Origin of the sequence: Balneola sp., assembly GCA_003712055.1 — a bacterium.
In the GTDB taxonomy this organism is placed as follows: domain Bacteria; phylum Bacteroidota; class Rhodothermia; order Balneolales; family Balneolaceae; genus RHLJ01.
The window spans coordinates 157,314-174,712 of the sequence record RHLJ01000007.1; the positions used below are offsets into that span (position 1 = coordinate 157,314).

Here is a 17,399-nt window from a genome sequence, read left to right on the forward strand (position 1 = left end):
GCTGTTGGTTCCGGAACTACTATCGAAAACATTGAAGTATTTGCAAACCTTGATGACTGCTATGAGTGGTTTGGTGGTACAGTAAACTCCAAGTATCTAGTAGGCGCGTTCTGTGGTGATGATACTTACGACTATGACCAGGGATTCCGTGGTAAAGGTCAATTCTGGTTCTCGATCCAGGGTGCTGATGAAACCGGCCGTGCTGGTGAGCATGATGGTGGTGATACTAATGAAACTGGTACTCCGTACTCACTTCCTGTTATCTCAAACGTAACATTCATCGGTTCTGGTGAAGGAGCTACTGGAATTGGTGGTGACGGAAACGACAGAACATTTGCTATCCGTGATAACGCTGGTGGACATTACTTCAACTCTATCTTCACCGACTTTGCTGGTGTTGGTATGAATATTGAAGATCTTGATGGATCTACTGATGATAGCCGTGGTCAATTGGAAGCAGGAAACTTATCATTCACCAACAACCTATGGTTTGGATTTGGTGCTGGTAATACTGCTGCTGACATTTTCCCACAAGATTTTGTTGAAACTGCATTTACAGCATCTGGTAATGATATCACGGATGCTGAATTAAGAGGAATCAGTCGAACTGACGATGCTGGTCTTGACCCACGTCTTCAATTAGGAAGCGTTGCTGCTACCGGAGCTGACTTTAGCGCGGACTCTTTAGATGATGACTTCTTTACTCCGGTACTCTATCAAGGTGCTTTTGGTGGTTCTAACTGGTTAGCTGGTTGGACTGCTCTAGACGCAATGGGAATTAATGGTGACATTCCACTAGAAGTTCCAACTGGTGAAGTTGTTGTTACTAACAATATTACTGCAAACACTACCTGGACTGCTGACAATGTATACATCTTGGACGGTCTTGTATTTGTTGATGGTGCTGAGCTTACTATTCAGGCAGGTACTGTAATCAAAGGACGATTGAATACGAACATCTCTACCGGTGAAGGAGCTTCTGCTCTTATCGTTCGCAGAGGTGCTACAATTGATGCTCAGGGTTCTGCTGATCAACCAATCATTATGACTTCAGAACTAGATGACGTTACCGATGGAACGGATCTTACTTCAAGTGATCGTGGTCTTTGGGGTGGTTTGATCATGTTAGGTTCTGCTACCACTAACGAAACTAGCACCAACATCCAGATAGAAGGGATTCCTTCTGAGCAACCTGCTCTTTATGGAGGTACTGATGATGAAGATGGTTCAGGTACTTTAAGCTATGTTTCTATCCGTCACGGTGGATTCTCTATCTCAGGTGTTCCTGGAGACGAGATTAACGGTCTTACTATGGGTGGTGTAGGTTCCGGAACTGTTATTGAGTATGTAGAAGTTTACGCAAACCTTGATGACTGCTTCGAGTGGTTTGGAGGTACAGTAAACACAAAGAACCTTGTAGGTGCCTTCTGTGGTGATGATACTTATGACTATGACCAGGGGTTCCGCGGTAAAGGTCAATTCTGGTTCTCTATCCAGGGAGCAGATGAAACCGGCCGTGCTGGTGAGCATGACGGTGGTGATACCAACGAAACTGGTGAGCCATTCTCTATCCCTGTAATCACTAACGTTACTTATATCGGTTCCGGAGAAGGAGCTTCAGGAATTGGTGGTGACGGAAACGACAGAACATTCGCGATCCGTGACAACGCTGGTGGTAAATACTACAATTCTATCTTCACTGACTTTGCTGGTGTAGGTGCCAACATCGAAGATCTTGACGGAACTTCCGATGATAGCCGTGGACAGCTTGAAGAAGGAAATCTTGTTTTCAATAACAACCTATGGTATGGTTATGGAGCAGGAAATACTGCTGAAGCTATTCTTCCGCAAGACTTCGTAAGAACGAACTTCGTTGCTGCTAACAACCAGGTTGTAGATCCAAATCTAAGAGGAATCAGCCGTGGAACAGACGCTGGTCTTGATCCTCGATTAGGATTAGGAAGCCCTGCTTCAACAGGCGCTAATTTCAGCTTTGATGTACTGGATGATGACTTCTTCACTCCTGTAATTTATCAAGGTGCATTCGGTGGTTCTAACTGGTTAGCTGGTTGGACTGCAATCGACAATGCAGGAACTCTTGGTGATATTCCATTAGGTACAGCAACCAATGAAGTTGTAATAACTGACGATGTCACTGCAAACACTACCTGGACTAACGACAATATCTACATCCTTGACGGACTAGTATTCGTTCAAAGCGGTGAATTAACTATCCAGCCAGGTACTATAGTTAAAGGTAGATTGAACACTAACATCACTACGGGTGAAGGGGCTTCTGCTCTTATCGTTCAAAGAGGAGCTACTATTAATGCTCAAGGTGATGCTTCTAACCCTATTGTCTTCACTACTGAAGTTGACGAAGTAGAAGCTACTGACCGTGGTCTTTGGGGTGGTATAATCATCCTTGGACGTGCTACTACTAACGAAACCAGCACCAACATCCAGGTTGAAGGTATCCCAGCTGAGCAGCCAGCTCAATATGGTGGTAACGACGACACCGATAATTCCGGTACGTTACGATATGTATCTATCCGACATGGTGGTTTCTCTATCTCAGGTGTTCCTGGCGATGAGATCAATGGTCTTACTATGGGAGCTGTAGGTTCCGGAACTGTTATAGAGTTTGTAGAAGTATTTGCAAACCTTGATGACTGCTTCGAGTGGTTCGGTGGAACAGTAAATACCCGTTACTTAGTAGGTGCCTTCTGTGGTGATGATACCTATGATTATGACCAAGGGTTTAGAGGTTACGGACAGTATTGGTTCTCTATCCAGGGAACTGATGAAGCTGGACGTGCTGGTGAGCATGATGGTGGTGATACCAACGAAACAGGTACTCCATTCTCAATCCCGGTAATCTCTCACGTTACTTACATCGGTTCCGGTTCTGGTGCAACTGGAGTTGGTGGTGACGGTAACGATAGAGCGTTCGCGATCCGTGACAATGCAGGTGGTAAGTACTACAACTCTATCTTCACTGACTTTGCTGGTGTAGGTGCAAACATTGAAGACATTGACGGCTCTTCTGAGGATAGCCGTGCTCAAGTCGAAGCAGGGAACCTTGTGTTTGAAAATAACATCTGGTACGACTTCGGTGCAGGTGCTACTGCTGCTGATATCTGGCCACAAGACTTCGTTGAAACTGCAATGGTAGCTGGTACTAACCAAATCGTTGATCCGGGTATTGCCGGCATCAGCCGATCTACTGATGGTGGTTTGAACCCGGAAGTTTCACCAGACGGTGCTGCATCTACTTCAACAACTACTGACCTTAACTCTACAGTAAGCGACTGGTTTGCTAACAGAGGCCATATTGGAGCATTTGCTTATAACGAAGTATGGATCAAAGACTGGACTGGATTAGATGACTACGGATACCTAAACGATGCTGTTATCAATCCAAATGAGGAAGTTGAAACTGACATTCCTTCTGAAATGCAGTTAAGCCAAAACTATCCGAATCCATTCAACCCTACTACCAACATTCAGTTCGCGTTACCTTCTGCACAGAATGTGACATTGAAAGTGTACAACATGCTTGGTCAGGAAGTGGCAACACTCATCAATAATGAAAACCTTCAGGCTGGCAGCCAGACGATTTCATTCGATGCGTCTTCACTTTCAAGTGGGGTATACATTTACCGATTGGTAGGTGCTAACACAGTATTGACTAAGAAAATGACCTTAATCAAATAAGGATTTTCTACTCACGAAACGTCTCACTTCATTGTGAGGTGTGCTGATCACAAAGGGAGTTCCAAGGAATTGGAACTCCTTTTTTTATTCCCCTAACATATTGATAACACTTTATTAATGTAATGAGTGAAGGCTAGAGTGCTCTTATAAGTACCAATAATGGTCAAAATCAAAAAAGAAAGAGATATGAAAAACTCAAAGAGAACACTAACAAGTATGGTTGCACTTCTAATCGTAATTACTTTTATAAGTTGTACAAGCCCAACTGCTGAAGATCCAGGGGAATTAGAATTAGCACCGCTCTCACAAAATCCAGGAGCTGAGTTTACGACACCTAGCTGCTCAACCAGAAACTATAGGGCATGGTTGATTAGTACTCAACAATGGGACTTAGATGGTTTTACTAGCCCGGTGGTATGTCCTCCAAGCGATGGTGGTGATGGGTATTTAAGAATAACTACCTACGGAGAATTGATTGAATCTTCAGATGGATTCTACTTTGAAGTAGAAAAATGGGATGATACCTCTTCAAGTTGGGATACGTACTGGACACATGACTCACCTGATATTTTTGCGAGAGGTGATGATATTTATGTGTTTGAATCAGATGCTTATGGAAATGCATTTAATGGTATGGATGGAGATGAAAGATTCCGACTTAGAGTATATGAAGTACTTCTGATAGGTACCGGAGGTGGAGGAGGTACCGGGGTAGACTCCATTAGAGTAGTATTCGATTTAAATGATTGATTATAACCCCAATATCAATGAAAAGAGCTCCATATGTTTGGGGCTCTTTTTTTATGCCCTTCAAAAGTCTCCTCTTTAGGGGAGCTGAATGATCAAATAGTCCTTTGATCATTCGGTGGGGTGCAATACCCACCATCTTTTGACCCACCCCTGTTCGCTTTAAATATACTATGGAAGGCGGCTCAATCTCGTCAATTGGAGGGAAAGCTCGTTGTTAAAGATTATTCTGAAAATCAAAGAGTTCCCCTCTTGGGAGGGGACTGAGGGGTGGGTTTTTCTTGGTCAATGAATATTTGGAACCGAAACAGAATTGTTTAGGTTTATGGGTGCCCAATTAAAAAGCATTCATAGTGATATTCGTAACGCGCAAAACACATTTTAACGCAGCCCATCGGCTTAACAATCCAAACGAGTCGGAAGAGTGGAATAAAAACACTTACGGGAAGTGCAATTATCCGAATTGGCATGGCCACAACTATGTACTGGAAGTAACCGTTGCGGGAGATCCTGATCCTAAAACAGGGTATGTGATAGATCTCGGTGCACTTAAGTCCATTATCAAGAAGAGAATTACCGATCCTTGCGATCACAAAAATCTAAATCTGGATGTTCCTTTTCTTAAGGGAATTATCCCAACCTCTGAGAATTTAGTTAAAGCTTTTTATGAGGAACTAAAGGAGAACGTTGAGCAATCCGCATCACAAGGTAGCGTTCTCTATTCGGTGAAGCTGTTCGAGACCGAACGAAACATAGCCGAATATTGTCCATATCGACGGACTAGTTAATTATTTAATACTGAATTTCTCCAATATGATTTCTAATCAAGTTCGTAGGTTCTATGATCCTACATTTACTATTACACCCGAATACAAAGAGACTTTACCCGATTTACAGAACGGACCTGCATCATTAATCGAAGGTGCAAATGTTCCCATTCAGCAAGTAGGAATTTCAAATTTTCGCTTACCTCTTCAGCTTAAAAAGAGAGATGGTAAACCCATCACACTTGAAGTATCGGTTGATGGGTATGTGAGCCTGGATGCTAACAAGAAAGGCATCAATATGAGCCGTATAATGCGGACTTTTTATGGGTTTAAAGACCGGGTGTTCTCTCTAGATATGTTAGAGGAAGTATTGAAGTCATATAAAGAAGACTTAGAATCACAGGAATCATTCCTGCGGTTAACTTTTTCCTATCCTATGATACAAGAGAGCCTACGATCGGGAATGGAAGGATATCAATATTATGATGTTTCGCTGGAAGGTCATCTTGATAATTATGACCGCTTTCATAAGCATATGCATTTAAAGTTTGTGTACAGCAGTGCTTGTCCGTGTTCTTATGAACTCGCTGAGCACGCTCGTGTAGAAAGGGGAGTAGCGGCAATTCCTCATAGCCAGCGAAGTGAGGCAGAGGTTACAGTTTCACTGAGAGATGAATTTTTTGTAGAGGATTTAGTCCAAATTTGCCAAACAGCTCTTAAAACCGAAACGCAAGTGATGGTTAAAAGAGAGGATGAGCAAGCCTTTGCGGAACTTAATGGTGCCTACCAGAAATTTGTGGAAGATGCTGCACGCCTTCTTTACGAAGAACTGGATACATACAATAGTATTAGAGACTTCGTAGTCCGATGTGCTCATTACGAAAGCTTACACAGCCATGATGCGGTAAGCAGAATTTGTAAAGGACTTCCCAACGGGCTTAGATAGTTTTTCTTAGTTCGTTAAGAGTTTTCAACTACCTTATTGTTCGTCATTCCGCGGCGAAAGCCGGAATCTAGATTCCCGCCTCCGCGGGAATGACTTAGGATGATCTATTTACCTTCCTGAAACGAGTTCAGGATGACTTGCTTGTGTAGTTGTTATTCCTCAGTCCGTTTCAGCAAAAACGATGACAATTTTAGTTCTATCCGGGCTCAGAGATACCCTGGAAATAGTTCCATTGCGATCAAATATCTGGACTTCTGGTGCATATCCGTGGCCTTCTTTCCAAAGTCGGAGTGTGTTACCTGAACCAATGATAAAGCTCTCTCCATCCACCCAAAACATATCTTCCGAGCCTTCAGGGGTTTCTGTTAGAGGCTTCATTGCACCTTCCGAAGGATCATAAGCTTTAACAAGCCAGCTGTCCGGATCAGACTTATCTACGAAACTGATAAGTTCTGTACCAGGTATTTTATGAATAGAACGGCCGGGATTGTTTGCAATAACCTTTTTAGAGCCTTTGCGACCAAGCTTAAACTCGACAAAGGTTTGAGGATTTCCTAACACAAAAGCATAAATGGTTTTTTTATCAAACCAGGTATGGTATCCGATCACCTCATCCGGGACTAATACCTTTGGCTTTCCTCCGTCAATAGGAAACTTCCAAAGCAATTGTTCACCATCTGGTTTCAACCATATTGAGGAAAGGAAAAGAGGATCCGGTGTAACGGTAGGAGAATATTCTCCACCTTCTAAGTCTGTGATCCACGCTTTTGCTCCTGTTTTAAAATCAAAGCTCAGGATATCCTGGTTCGCGCTATCCCTTGTACTTACATAAAAAAGATGGCGCCCATTTGGATGAAAAGAGGGTTGGTTATCATAACCCGGGGAGTTCGAGATATTTTGCAATCCGCTTATGGTGAACGATTCACCTTCAAATGATATATCTCCCATGTACACTTCAGGGTTGCTTTGAGTGTAACCTACCGTGAAGGAAAAGCTTAAGAAAATGAGAAGTATGAAAGAACGCATGGCATATAGAATTAAACTGGGTACTTCTGGATGATAAAAAAAATCCCGCACATCTCTCGATGTACGGGATAAACATGAAACAGAGCTACTATTCTGCTTCTTGTGTGAGCAGAGTCTCGCTTATTTGATAAGCATCATCTTCTTCACGCTGGTAAATTTACCCGCTTCAATTCGGTAAATATACATGCCACTAGCCAGGCTTCTTGCATCGAAAGCTACGCTGTGATAGCCAGCCTCCATCTTGTTGTTAACAAGAGTAGCTACCTTTTGCCCAAGCATGTTATATACCGACAACTGAACATCAGCAGCTTGTGGTAAAGCAAATTGGATGTTAGTAGTGGGGTTGAATGGATTCGGGTAATTCTGATCCAGACCAAACTCGGTTGGAAGTCCGGAGATTTGCTCGTTAGCAACCGGCATTCTGTCGGTGACTACGGCTCTGCCTTCACCACCCTCTGGATACTCAGCAGAAGTGATAGAACCTCCCAGACTTTCAACAATGTAGTTCGAAAGTGCCTGCTGATAAGTAACACCAACCAGTGTTTGATCAAGATCGGCTAACGGATATTGATCTCCACCTGCTGCCGTAAAGTTAGCAGTTGCAAGGTTTACATCAGGAGCGCCAGCAACAACTTGTCCATTTTCGATGATCTTGGTTCCATCTTCGAGAGTAATATCGATTACGCGTAACCCTTCAACAGTAGCTTCCAGATTATCATCTAACTCAACAGCGGTTAATGTTGGATTGTATTGCATGCTAAACCCTGCAAATTGAGCATATCTACCTGTACCGCTTCCGGATGAGATAGGCTCACCTCCGTCAAGGGAGATTCTGGATACTGCATTTTCCATCATCAGCTTGAATCTTTCCGGTGTAACACCTTCCACGATAGTGATGAAGTTTAAGAAAGGCAGCATATCGAATGTGGTAAGCTCGGAGATATCTCCTGCAGGAATAACATTGTCATTTCTGATACCACCACCGTTAGCAATAGCAACCTGAACTTGTGGAGCACCAAAGTCATTAGCTAACTCATTTGCCTGCCATATGAAGGCATCTGCGATCAGGTTACCCTGGTTTGTTTCACGAGCTCTGATATTTGATCTAACACCATCTAGAGCTACCTCAGAGCTGGCAATCACGTTAGATGCAAGCTCTGCTAACCCTTCAACTACCGGGTCAACTACAGTTTCTTGTAGGTATGGATCGCTTTCAACAGCGTCATCATTGTCTCCACCAGCAATTCTGATCGGGCCTGATTCATCCAGAACCTGTACCACATCACCGCTCGCATCAAACTCAACGACAAGCTGACCAAGATACTTGTAGCTACCAGTAGTAGTTACAATTGGTACGTCGTTTCCGTCAAGGTTTTCAGCGTACATTGGATATGAACCAAATACATCGCCTTCGTCTCCAGGAATGAGGGCATCACCGTCGTTAGCAAGAAGTTCATCACCACCGCCAGCAATCATGATATCAATTCCGGAAAGCTGGGTAGCTAGCACTGAATCCTCTTCGATTCCCTGTAAGTGAGAGATCAAGATAATCTTGTCGACACCTTCTGCTTCAAGCTCATCAATAGCAGCTTGAACGATAGTGGCAACATCATCAAGTACTTCAACATCGCCAGGGCTTGAGATGAATGGAAGGTTTGGAGTAATTGCACCTACGATTCCTATTTCCTCACCATTTACTTCAAATACAGCAGCTGCTGCAATTTGATCATCATCTTCAAGTGCCGAAAGGGATGCGTTTTCAGAGAAATCAAGGTTTGCACTCAAGAAGATACTGTTGATTTGACTAACGAAATCGGCAGTTACTTCTGGTCCAAAGTCGAAATCGTGGTTACCTAGCGAAAGTGCGTTGTATCCAATGTCATCTACAGCAAGAGCATCGTAGAATACAGAATCGTTTTCACCAACGGTATATTCAGGGCCTGCCAGGAAGTTATCTCCTGAAGAAAGCATCAATACTCCACGGCTCATAGCCTGGTTAGATGATCTCATTAAATCAACCATGGTTTTGAATCGAGCTACACCACCGAAGTCTTCTAAACCTTCGCCAGCATTCACAAGCTGAGATTCGCCATCATTATTGTGAAGGATGGCAAGCTGGAATGAAGTTCTTATATCAGAAGATAAGCTTGGTACTAACTGATATCCGGAGTTATTATTTCCAGAACCATCAAACTGACCAATAACACCTGTAAATGTAAATTCACCATCAGGAACTGTAGTTCCAACAAAATTGGCAGACTCACCTGTTGAGCTGGTTTGAACTCTAAGTCCTACTTCAGTTTCGCCAGATTCATCAGTGATATCATAGGTAGTTCCTAAAGAGAACTCAGTGTCGTCAGTTGTAATAGTGATATCTTTTACAACCACTAACTCATTTTCATATTCCTCACCATTAGCAGCAATCTCAGCAAGAGTTACCAACTGTGGCTCAGGAAGGGTATTGTTACGAGAAATAACGGTAAATAGGAGGTCTCCGGCGATTTCATGAAGTCCGTTAAAAGGATCAATTTCACCAGTCACTCTTATCAGGTCTCCCTGACGGATATAACCGGTTTCTACTGAATCGCGGAACTCACCACTAAAGCTAAATACTGCTACACCAGCTGTAGGATCCTGGATTCTGGCAATAGCACCTGCTGCTCTGGTGACAACACCGTGAACCGTTACACGAACACCTTCTTCGGTTTCAAGGATATCCTCAATATAGGTGTCAGTACGCGTGATATTTCCAAGACCACCTTCTGGGAAATCATCTCCGGAAACTTCGCCGTCAAGATACTCGCTGTCAGAAAGGTAGAGAGAGAATGCTTGCTGATCAGTGATACCTAATCTGGTAAATCCAAGATCACCAAATGGGTATTGATCTCCGCCACCTGCATTGAAGTCACCAATAGCCATATTAACATTTGGAGCATCTTCGATTACCTCTCCGTTACGAACTATTACCGTTCCGTCATCAAGTACAAGATCAACAATTCGATCTCCTGAGAACGTAACATTTCCTTCATCATCGAACTGGCGAGGCTCGCCTTCTAGATCATATACGAAATAGAACCCTGCAGCCTGGGCAAATCGGCCAGTACCACTTCCGCTTGGTTCACCGGTTTCGCTACTAATCTTGGAAACGGCGTTTTCCATAATTTCCTTAAACTGCTCAGCAGGAATTTCTTCAACTACACTGAGAAAGTTTCCAAATGGAAGGATATCGAAGGTTAGTAATTCAGTGATATCTCCAGCTGCAATCACATTGTCATTTCGGATACCGCCACCATTTTGAAGAGCAACATCAGGAACATTCACTCCAAAATCAGGAGCTCTATCCTGTGCAACTCTTAAGTAAGCCTGAGAAATAAGGTTACCAAGGTTTGTTTCTTTACCTCGAACGTTACCTCTTACACCATCAAGTGCTACATCACTAACTGCGATCACATTTTGGTCTAATTGATCAAGGAAGTCAGCTACAGGCTCCACAACAGTTTCAAACATAGTCAGATCTTCATCTACAGCGTCAGTTCCAATACCTGAAACTCGAACCGGGCCGGAATCATCGCTTACTTGAACAATGTCACCGTTCTCATCAAACTCAACGATTAATCGTCCAACATAAGAGTAAGACCCTCTGGTTGTAACGATTGGTACATCATCACCATCGAGGTTTTGTACGGTAATAGGATATGAGCCGTAAACGATTTCTTCGTCTCCTGGTACCAGAAGATCACCATCATTGGCAAGAAGTTCATCACCACCACCAGCAATCATGATGTCGATGCCAGAAAGTTGCGTTGCAAGCGTGGAATCTTCTTCAATACCCTGAAGGTGAGAAATAAGGATGATTTTATTAACACCCGCAGCTTCAAGAGCGTCAATTTCGTCCTGTACCAGTCCGGCTACATCAGAATCTACTTCTACATTACCAGGGCTTGAGATAAACGGAAGGTTTGGTGTAGTTGCACCAATAATACCAATCATTTGACCCCCGGCTTCCACAATAGTACTGCTTGCTATTCGTCCATCGCCTTCAAGTTCTTTTAGCGAAGGCTCGCCATTGAAGTCAAGGTTCGCACTTAGGAAGGTTGGGCTGGTTTGTTCGAATGCAGAGATGAAATCAGCAGTATTTTGAGGGCCAAAGTCGAAGTCATGGTTCCCAAGAGCAATTGCATCGTAAGCAAGCTGGTCCATTGCAAGAGCATCGTAGAATACCCCGTTATTTACACCAGCATTAAATTCAGGACCTGCAAGGAAGTTATCCCCTGAAGAAAGCAGGATAGAAGTACTTCCTGGGTAATCAGCTTCGTCTCTTAAATCTTCAACAAGAGTTTTGAAGCGGGCAGCACCCCCAAAGTTTTCAAGAGTATCCGATCCCAGATCTATAAGCTGAGACTCACCATCATTATTATGAAGAATGGTTAGCGTGATGGAGTTATCAATCATATGCTCACCGGCATCGCTAAAGTCATTAGCTCCATCTTCTCCAACAATCCACTCAGAAGTAAGCGTTGAAGAACCAAATGAGCCTTGAGGAGCAGGGTTTCCTTCTTTAATGAAAGACTTTCTTATAAGTACGCGATCAGCAGTTGCTTCAGAGATACCGGCTACATCCCAGGCAGTACCCGGATCTCCAAGGAAATCGCCAAACATATCAAGTACTTCATAATCATCTTCGGTACCGAAAACGAGAGCAACAGCATCATCTCCGTTAAAGAATGCACTACCCGTTGCATCAGCAAGATCGAGCAGCGAGTCAACAGCACTTGGATTTACCCAAAGGAAAGTACTATTAGCTTTGATTGTATCTGTAGCTGAAAAGTCTTCCCAGCTTTCAAAATCACCGGGTAAGCTTGGCGCGTTAGATACACGAGCAATTGCGTAATCCTGGAGAAGTACATCTTCATCGGTTGGATTATAAAGTTCCAGGTACTTGTTGCTTCCACCATCTCCATCAGCATACTCAGAGATAAAAATCGGAGCAGCCTCAGAAGCAAATTCAACTTCATGAACGGTAATAGAACCAGTTACCTCATTGCTGACAAGAGCTAGAGGAAGGGCAGCAGGGCTGGTACCTTGCTTTAAAAAGGTGATGCTTTCAGGACCAGAGGCAATGGTAGATCGCATAATTGCTGCAATAGCTTCAGTATCATCAGCATCGGCCAATTCTTCAATAGTATCTTCGTTGAAGTCCAGCTCGTTGAAGTTTCTTGGGTTGGCATAAGAAATATAAGTAGGATCGGTTGGATCACTTACATCATACACCATAACCCCACCGATTCTTTCAAGACCGATGAATGCATAGGTTTTACCTGCCAGGTAAACTACAGTTACTGCTTCAGGCTCAGGCCCTTTATCGTCAGAACGGTTATCAAAAGAATCATTCTCTGAATTGGTAGAGTTGAAATTATCAGGTTCTAGCAATGAAAGCCTTAATTCCATATCGCTTCCACTATCGTAGACCAAAGAACCGTCAGTAGCACTCCAGATACTGAACGAACGCGCGCCATATGAATAAAGCTCGTCAAACATTGGATCAGCAATCAACTGACCACGAATAGCGCCATTTGATTGACCAACGGTATGAACATTAACATAAAGTGAAATTTCTTCTTCAAAAAGAGCTTCCTCCATTTCAGAAAGAATAGCTGCAAACGTGGAATCTGATTCAGACCACTCACCAGTAACTGTAGTAACACCTGCATCATCAGTAGTAACCTCGGTATCACCATCAGTCAAAATGTTGAAGAGCACTCCTCCATCAGCTCCGCTTGCCGCATTATGGAAATGCATTGCGGTAACATCATCAGAAGTATCGTCGGTAGTTAGGGTATCCATACCATTGAAGCCGTTGAAGTCCAGACCTTCAAAAGTCATGGTAAAGGTCATAGTTTGTGCAGCTACATCATACTTGAACTCGCCTTCGCCAGATCCTCTATTATCTCCGCCTGAAGTTTCCTGTGCAGAATCAGCTTCCATCACAAAAAATAGAGAATCCGCATTCATACCAAGAGTATTGGTAGTTCTTAAACGGCCCAGGTTTTCATCTTCCTGTAAGTCCGAATCAGTAAACACAGAGGGGTTTAATCGGAAATCACCTATTCTGAATTCTTCAGAAAAACCATCATAATCACGGGCATCACCTTCATTTGCGGTAATTAAATAATCATTCCCATCCATTGTGATGATAGAGATTGCATCAGGCTGATACATACCCATTACAGGCCATTTAGCAAGGTTGATGGCATTGTCGTCATTACTTGCATCGATTTCGTTGCCAAATTCTGAGTGGTCTTTAAATCCAAGTGCCCAGATATCAGTTACGGTAGCAGAAGCGATATCAACAACAGCAATAGCATTGTTTTCCTGAAGTACTACATAAGCAGTAGCATCATCACTGGAGATGGTTACGTATTCCGGTTCAAGATCTTCTGATACTGTTGCTCCGGGACCAAAAATCCTTACTCCTTCAGCTAAAAGAGTAGCTTCTTGAGTATCAAAATCATTGAAATCAGCAGTTGATACCACAGCTGAACCGGTTCCGGCACTTGCATCAATTCCCGAGACATCAAGAATAGAAATAGAACCTTCAGGGTCTACATCATAATCGTCATTAGGTTCACCTTCATTGGCTACTACAACTGTTTCGCCATCATTCGTGAAGGTTAACATGTCTGGTAGTGCTCCAACAGTAGCAGTGCTGATATGACTTGCATCAGAGGCTTTGAAAAAGACTACGCTACCAGGGTCGGTTACAGGATCGGCCTGTACCGCAACAGCTACAAGTCCATTGTAAACAGCTACGCTGTTAACCCCATCACCATAAACACTCATATCTATGGTGGTTACTTCAGAGGGGTTGTTAGGGTCGCTGAGATCTAATACCACGATTGAGTTATCCTCAGCATTCGTGAAAAAAAGTTGTTTTGAAGCTGGGTCATAGGCTGAAATTTCAGCAGCACCAGCATCAAAAAGTCCGGTATGGTATTGCCCGATCAGATTTAAGGATACATCCTGAGCAAAAACCCCCGCGGAAGAAAAAATAAGAGCTGCTAAAAGCAGCAAAATGTTAGCTTGTTTCTTCATTAGTTAGGTTTGTTAATTAAGGGTTAGTAACTCCCCAGAATCCGAACCTAACTTTACTTCACCTTTACTAGTGATTTACGATTTGATTAACAGAATCCAATTTAGTTTACCAAAGTGTAAACATTCTGAATTAAGATTAATGATAGGTTATTTTTTGGTTACTGAATTATAACCTTCGCCCTTTTCTCTTTCTGGTTATCCTGCACTTGCCTCTGTCGACATCCCAATTCTTTCCTTAGTCATCCCACACCCCGATCCTGAAACAAGTTCAGGATGACTCAACATAAGACAGCAAAAGGACAGAGCTATCAAAATTGAAAGAATAGAAATCCGATTATGATCTGTTAACATCAACTGCTTAACTTCAGGCTCAATTTTCAAATTTTTTTTAGATGAAGTATTTGCAGTTTCTTTCCGTTCTAGGTCTTCTTTTTCTTATTTCCAACAATCCGGTTCAGGCTCAGCTCTTCGAAGATTTCGAAGGTGCTGAAAAGGCAAGTTATACCGGAGCTACTGTTAGCCTTTCTTCAGGAAACTGGTTTCTGGATGATGCCTTACTGGGAAACCTGGCCAATGACAAGTTTAATGGCTCCCAGGGAGTAAGAATGGATCGCAGAAATGACCGGACCGGAAACATCTATATGCAATTTGATAAGACGGATGGTGCTGATGAAGTCTCCTTTTATTTCGCTAATTATGGAAGTAGCGATGACAATGAGTTGCAAGTACAGTACTCAACTGATGGAGGAAGCACCTGGGAAAATCTTGGCGATCCCTTAGCTGCTCCGTCAACCCTTGAACAACGAACAATTTCGGTTGCCATTTCCGGCAATATCCGCTTCAAATTCATACAATCGGCTGGCACAGACCGATTGAATATTGATGATATCCGAATCACCGATTTTGTAGAAGCCAGCGATACCGCAACAATTGCCGTTACTGTAGATGATATCACCATTAATGATACGGGCACTACTACATTCCCGACTACCCTGGTAGGTACCTCAAGAGAAAAAACACTCAGTATCAAAAATACAGGTAATACCCAGTTAGACATTTCAGAAGTAACCATCACAGGACAAGGATTCTCCGTTTCAAGCCTTGCGGATAGTTCTCTGGCTTTCAATGAATCAACGGATCTGACGCTAACATTCGAACCTCAAAGTGCAGGTGAAGCAGCTGGTTCTATTAGTATTCTTAATAACTCCGAAAACGCCCCTTCATTTGGTGTAACACTCTCCGGTGAAGGAATCGAAGATGGAGAGATTATTCCGATCTCAACAGCCAGAGATTTTCCACTTGGTACCCGTGTAACCGTTACCGGAAGGGTAACAGTAGGTAATGAATTCGGAGGCCCGCTTTACATGCAGGATGGTACTGCCGGAATTGCTGTTTTTTGGGAGCTCCTTCATACTACTGCTGAAATAGGAGATTCTGTTACTGTTACCGGTCCACTTACTGTTTTCAGACCTATTGCTGGAAATGATGAAGACTTCTTACTTCAAATTTCTGATACAGATGACGACAGCAATGTACTCTTCGAAATTATTGACACTGAAAAAAGGGAAGTATCTCCAAGACCAGTAAATCTTGAGCAGGTTAATTCCGGTAATTATGAAGGTCAGTTAGTAGTCATCCAGAATGCAACGATTGATCATTCCGGCGCTTTTCAAGGGAATCAAAACTATGGAGTATCAGACGGTTTCGCAGATGCTGAACTTCGAATTGACAATAATACCAATCTGGTAGGAGCTCAGGCACCGACTGAAGCTACCAATATTGTGGCCGCAGTAGGTAAGTTTGCGGGAGTTTATCAAATCCTTCCTCGTTTCACCGCCGATGTTGGTGTCGAAGAAGTTACATTTCCGGGAGATAGTATTTCTAAGGACTTTACACTGGATGTAGTAACATGGAACATCGAGTGGTTTGGAGACGAAGGTAATGGCCCTGCCGATGTTAACACCCAATTTGAAAATGTTAAAACCTTAGTTACAACTTTGGATGCAGATATCTATGCATTACAGGAAATTTCGGATGTAACGCTTTTTAATTCTTTGGTCTCCGATTTACAGGATTATGATGGGGTAATTGCGGATTTTAGCCAAACTCAAAGAACGGCTTACTTATACAATACGAACTCTATTCAATTTCAGGATTCCGAGCTAATTACATCCGGTATGGTTCAATCAGATTGGGCAAACGGAAGGTATCCTTTCTTGCTTCAGTTCACGGCCAATATCAATGGTGAGGGAAGGGAAATCTACGCGTATAATATTCACGCTAAAGCTTTTGGGGAACCATCTGATTATAGCCAGAGATTAAATGCATCCGGTCAATTGAAAAGTTATTTAGATAATACTCATCAAGGAGATAACGTCATCGTTCTGGGAGATTTTAACGATGAAATCCTTGAATCGACCAGTGAAGGCGAGGACTCACCTTATAAAAACTTTGACGACGACACTGAATACACCATAGTGACTAAATCATTAGAGCAGGCAGGTTATACTTCTTTTTCAAGGTTTTCAATGATTGACCACATTGTATTCAATTCACAGTTGTCCGATGAATATTTTGAAGGAACTGAGCGGGTAGAGAATCCATTTTATATCGGAAGCTTTTTAAGTGAAACTTCAGATCACTTTCCAGTATGGGTTCGATTTAAGTGGGGAGTAATCACTTCAAATGAAGATGAGCCTTCTGAAAGAGCATATACGTTGAGGCTGGATCAAAATTACCCGAATCCTTTTAATCCTACTACTACCATTTCTTATAACCTGGAAAATGCTTCACAGGTTAATCTGGAAGTATTCGATCTTATGGGTAGAAGAGTAGCAACGTTGGTAAGTGAAAGACAGACGGCTGGTGAACAATCGGTTTCATTTGATGCATCCTCACTTTCAAGTGGTGTTTACATTTATCAATTGACTGCAGGGGGTTCATCATTAACAAGAAAAATGGTGCTGTTGAAGTAATTTCAGCACCTTTTCTCAGTAATATTATTGCCAATTCATAAGACTACATAATTATGTAGTTCTTCTTAAAAGCTAATCCCCAAAATTAATTAAAGGAATTCTGTAAGGACTTCCTTTGGAATCGCTCTT

Annotated in this window: 7 protein-coding genes; 5 read left to right on the forward strand and 2 right to left on the reverse strand. The window is 42.7% G+C overall.

Translation table 11 applies throughout. The features are described from left to right. Positions 1-1,311 precede the first annotated feature (1,311 nt). The 4 genes from ED557_15305 (at position 1,312) to ED557_15320 (ending at position 6,177) form a co-directional block, all read left to right on the forward strand. Complete coding sequence (locus ED557_15305; GenBank protein ID RNC79520.1) at positions 1,312-3,717, forward strand: T9SS C-terminal target domain-containing protein; 2,406 nt, start codon at positions 1,312-1,314, stop codon at positions 3,715-3,717. 186 nt (positions 3,718-3,903) lie between these two features. Beyond that, positions 3,904-4,467 carry a hypothetical protein gene (locus ED557_15310; protein RNC79441.1) on the forward strand — a complete coding sequence of 188 codons (564 nt, stop codon included), beginning with the start codon at positions 3,904-3,906 and terminating at the stop codon, positions 4,465-4,467. Between the two features lie 350 nt (positions 4,468-4,817). After that, positions 4,818-5,252, forward strand: coding sequence for a 6-carboxytetrahydropterin synthase (locus ED557_15315; protein RNC79442.1), 435 nt, complete (start codon positions 4,818-4,820; stop codon positions 5,250-5,252). A gap of 25 nt (positions 5,253-5,277) precedes the next feature. Continuing rightward, on the forward strand, positions 5,278-6,177 hold the full coding sequence (locus ED557_15320) for a GTP cyclohydrolase I FolE2 (protein ID RNC79443.1): 900 nt from the start codon (positions 5,278-5,280) through the stop codon (positions 6,175-6,177). A gap of 159 nt (positions 6,178-6,336) precedes the next feature. Here the strand turns inward: ED557_15320 and ED557_15325 are convergent, their stop codons facing one another. Both ED557_15325 and ED557_15330 read right to left on the reverse strand, forming a co-directional pair. Next, positions 6,337-7,203 carry a hypothetical protein gene (locus tag ED557_15325; protein RNC79444.1) on the reverse strand — a complete coding sequence of 289 codons (867 nt, stop codon included), beginning with the start codon at positions 7,201-7,203 and terminating at the stop codon, positions 6,337-6,339. A gap of 120 nt (positions 7,204-7,323) precedes the next feature. Continuing rightward, positions 7,324-14,295 carry a CHRD domain-containing protein gene (locus ED557_15330; protein ID RNC79445.1) on the reverse strand — a complete coding sequence of 2,324 codons (6,972 nt, stop codon included), beginning with the start codon at positions 14,293-14,295 and terminating at the stop codon, positions 7,324-7,326. Between the two features lie 392 nt (positions 14,296-14,687). Between ED557_15330 and ED557_15335 the strand changes: the two genes are divergently transcribed. Beyond that, complete coding sequence (locus tag ED557_15335) at positions 14,688-17,270, forward strand: T9SS C-terminal target domain-containing protein (GenBank protein ID RNC79446.1); 2,583 nt, start codon at positions 14,688-14,690, stop codon at positions 17,268-17,270. The last annotated feature ends 129 nt before the right edge of the window (positions 17,271-17,399 follow it).

Coding starts and splice junctions, on each gene's coding strand:
- ED557_15335 (RNC79446.1), top strand. CDS start 14,688: ATGAAGTATTTGCAGTTTCTTTCCGTTCTAGGTCTTCTTTTTCTTATT.
- ED557_15320 (RNC79443.1), top strand. CDS start 5,278: ATGATTTCTAATCAAGTTCGTAGGTTCTATGATCCTACATTTACTATT.
- ED557_15310 (RNC79441.1), top strand. CDS start 3,904: ATGAAAAACTCAAAGAGAACACTAACAAGTATGGTTGCACTTCTAATC.
- ED557_15330 (RNC79445.1), bottom strand. CDS start 14,295: ATGAAGAAACAAGCTAACATTTTGCTGCTTTTAGCAGCTCTTATTTTT.
- ED557_15305 (RNC79520.1), top strand. CDS start 1,312: ATGGGTGGTGTAGGTTCCGGAACTGTTATTGAGTATGTAGAAGTTTAC.
- ED557_15325 (RNC79444.1), bottom strand. CDS start 7,203: ATGCGTTCTTTCATACTTCTCATTTTCTTAAGCTTTTCCTTCACGGTA.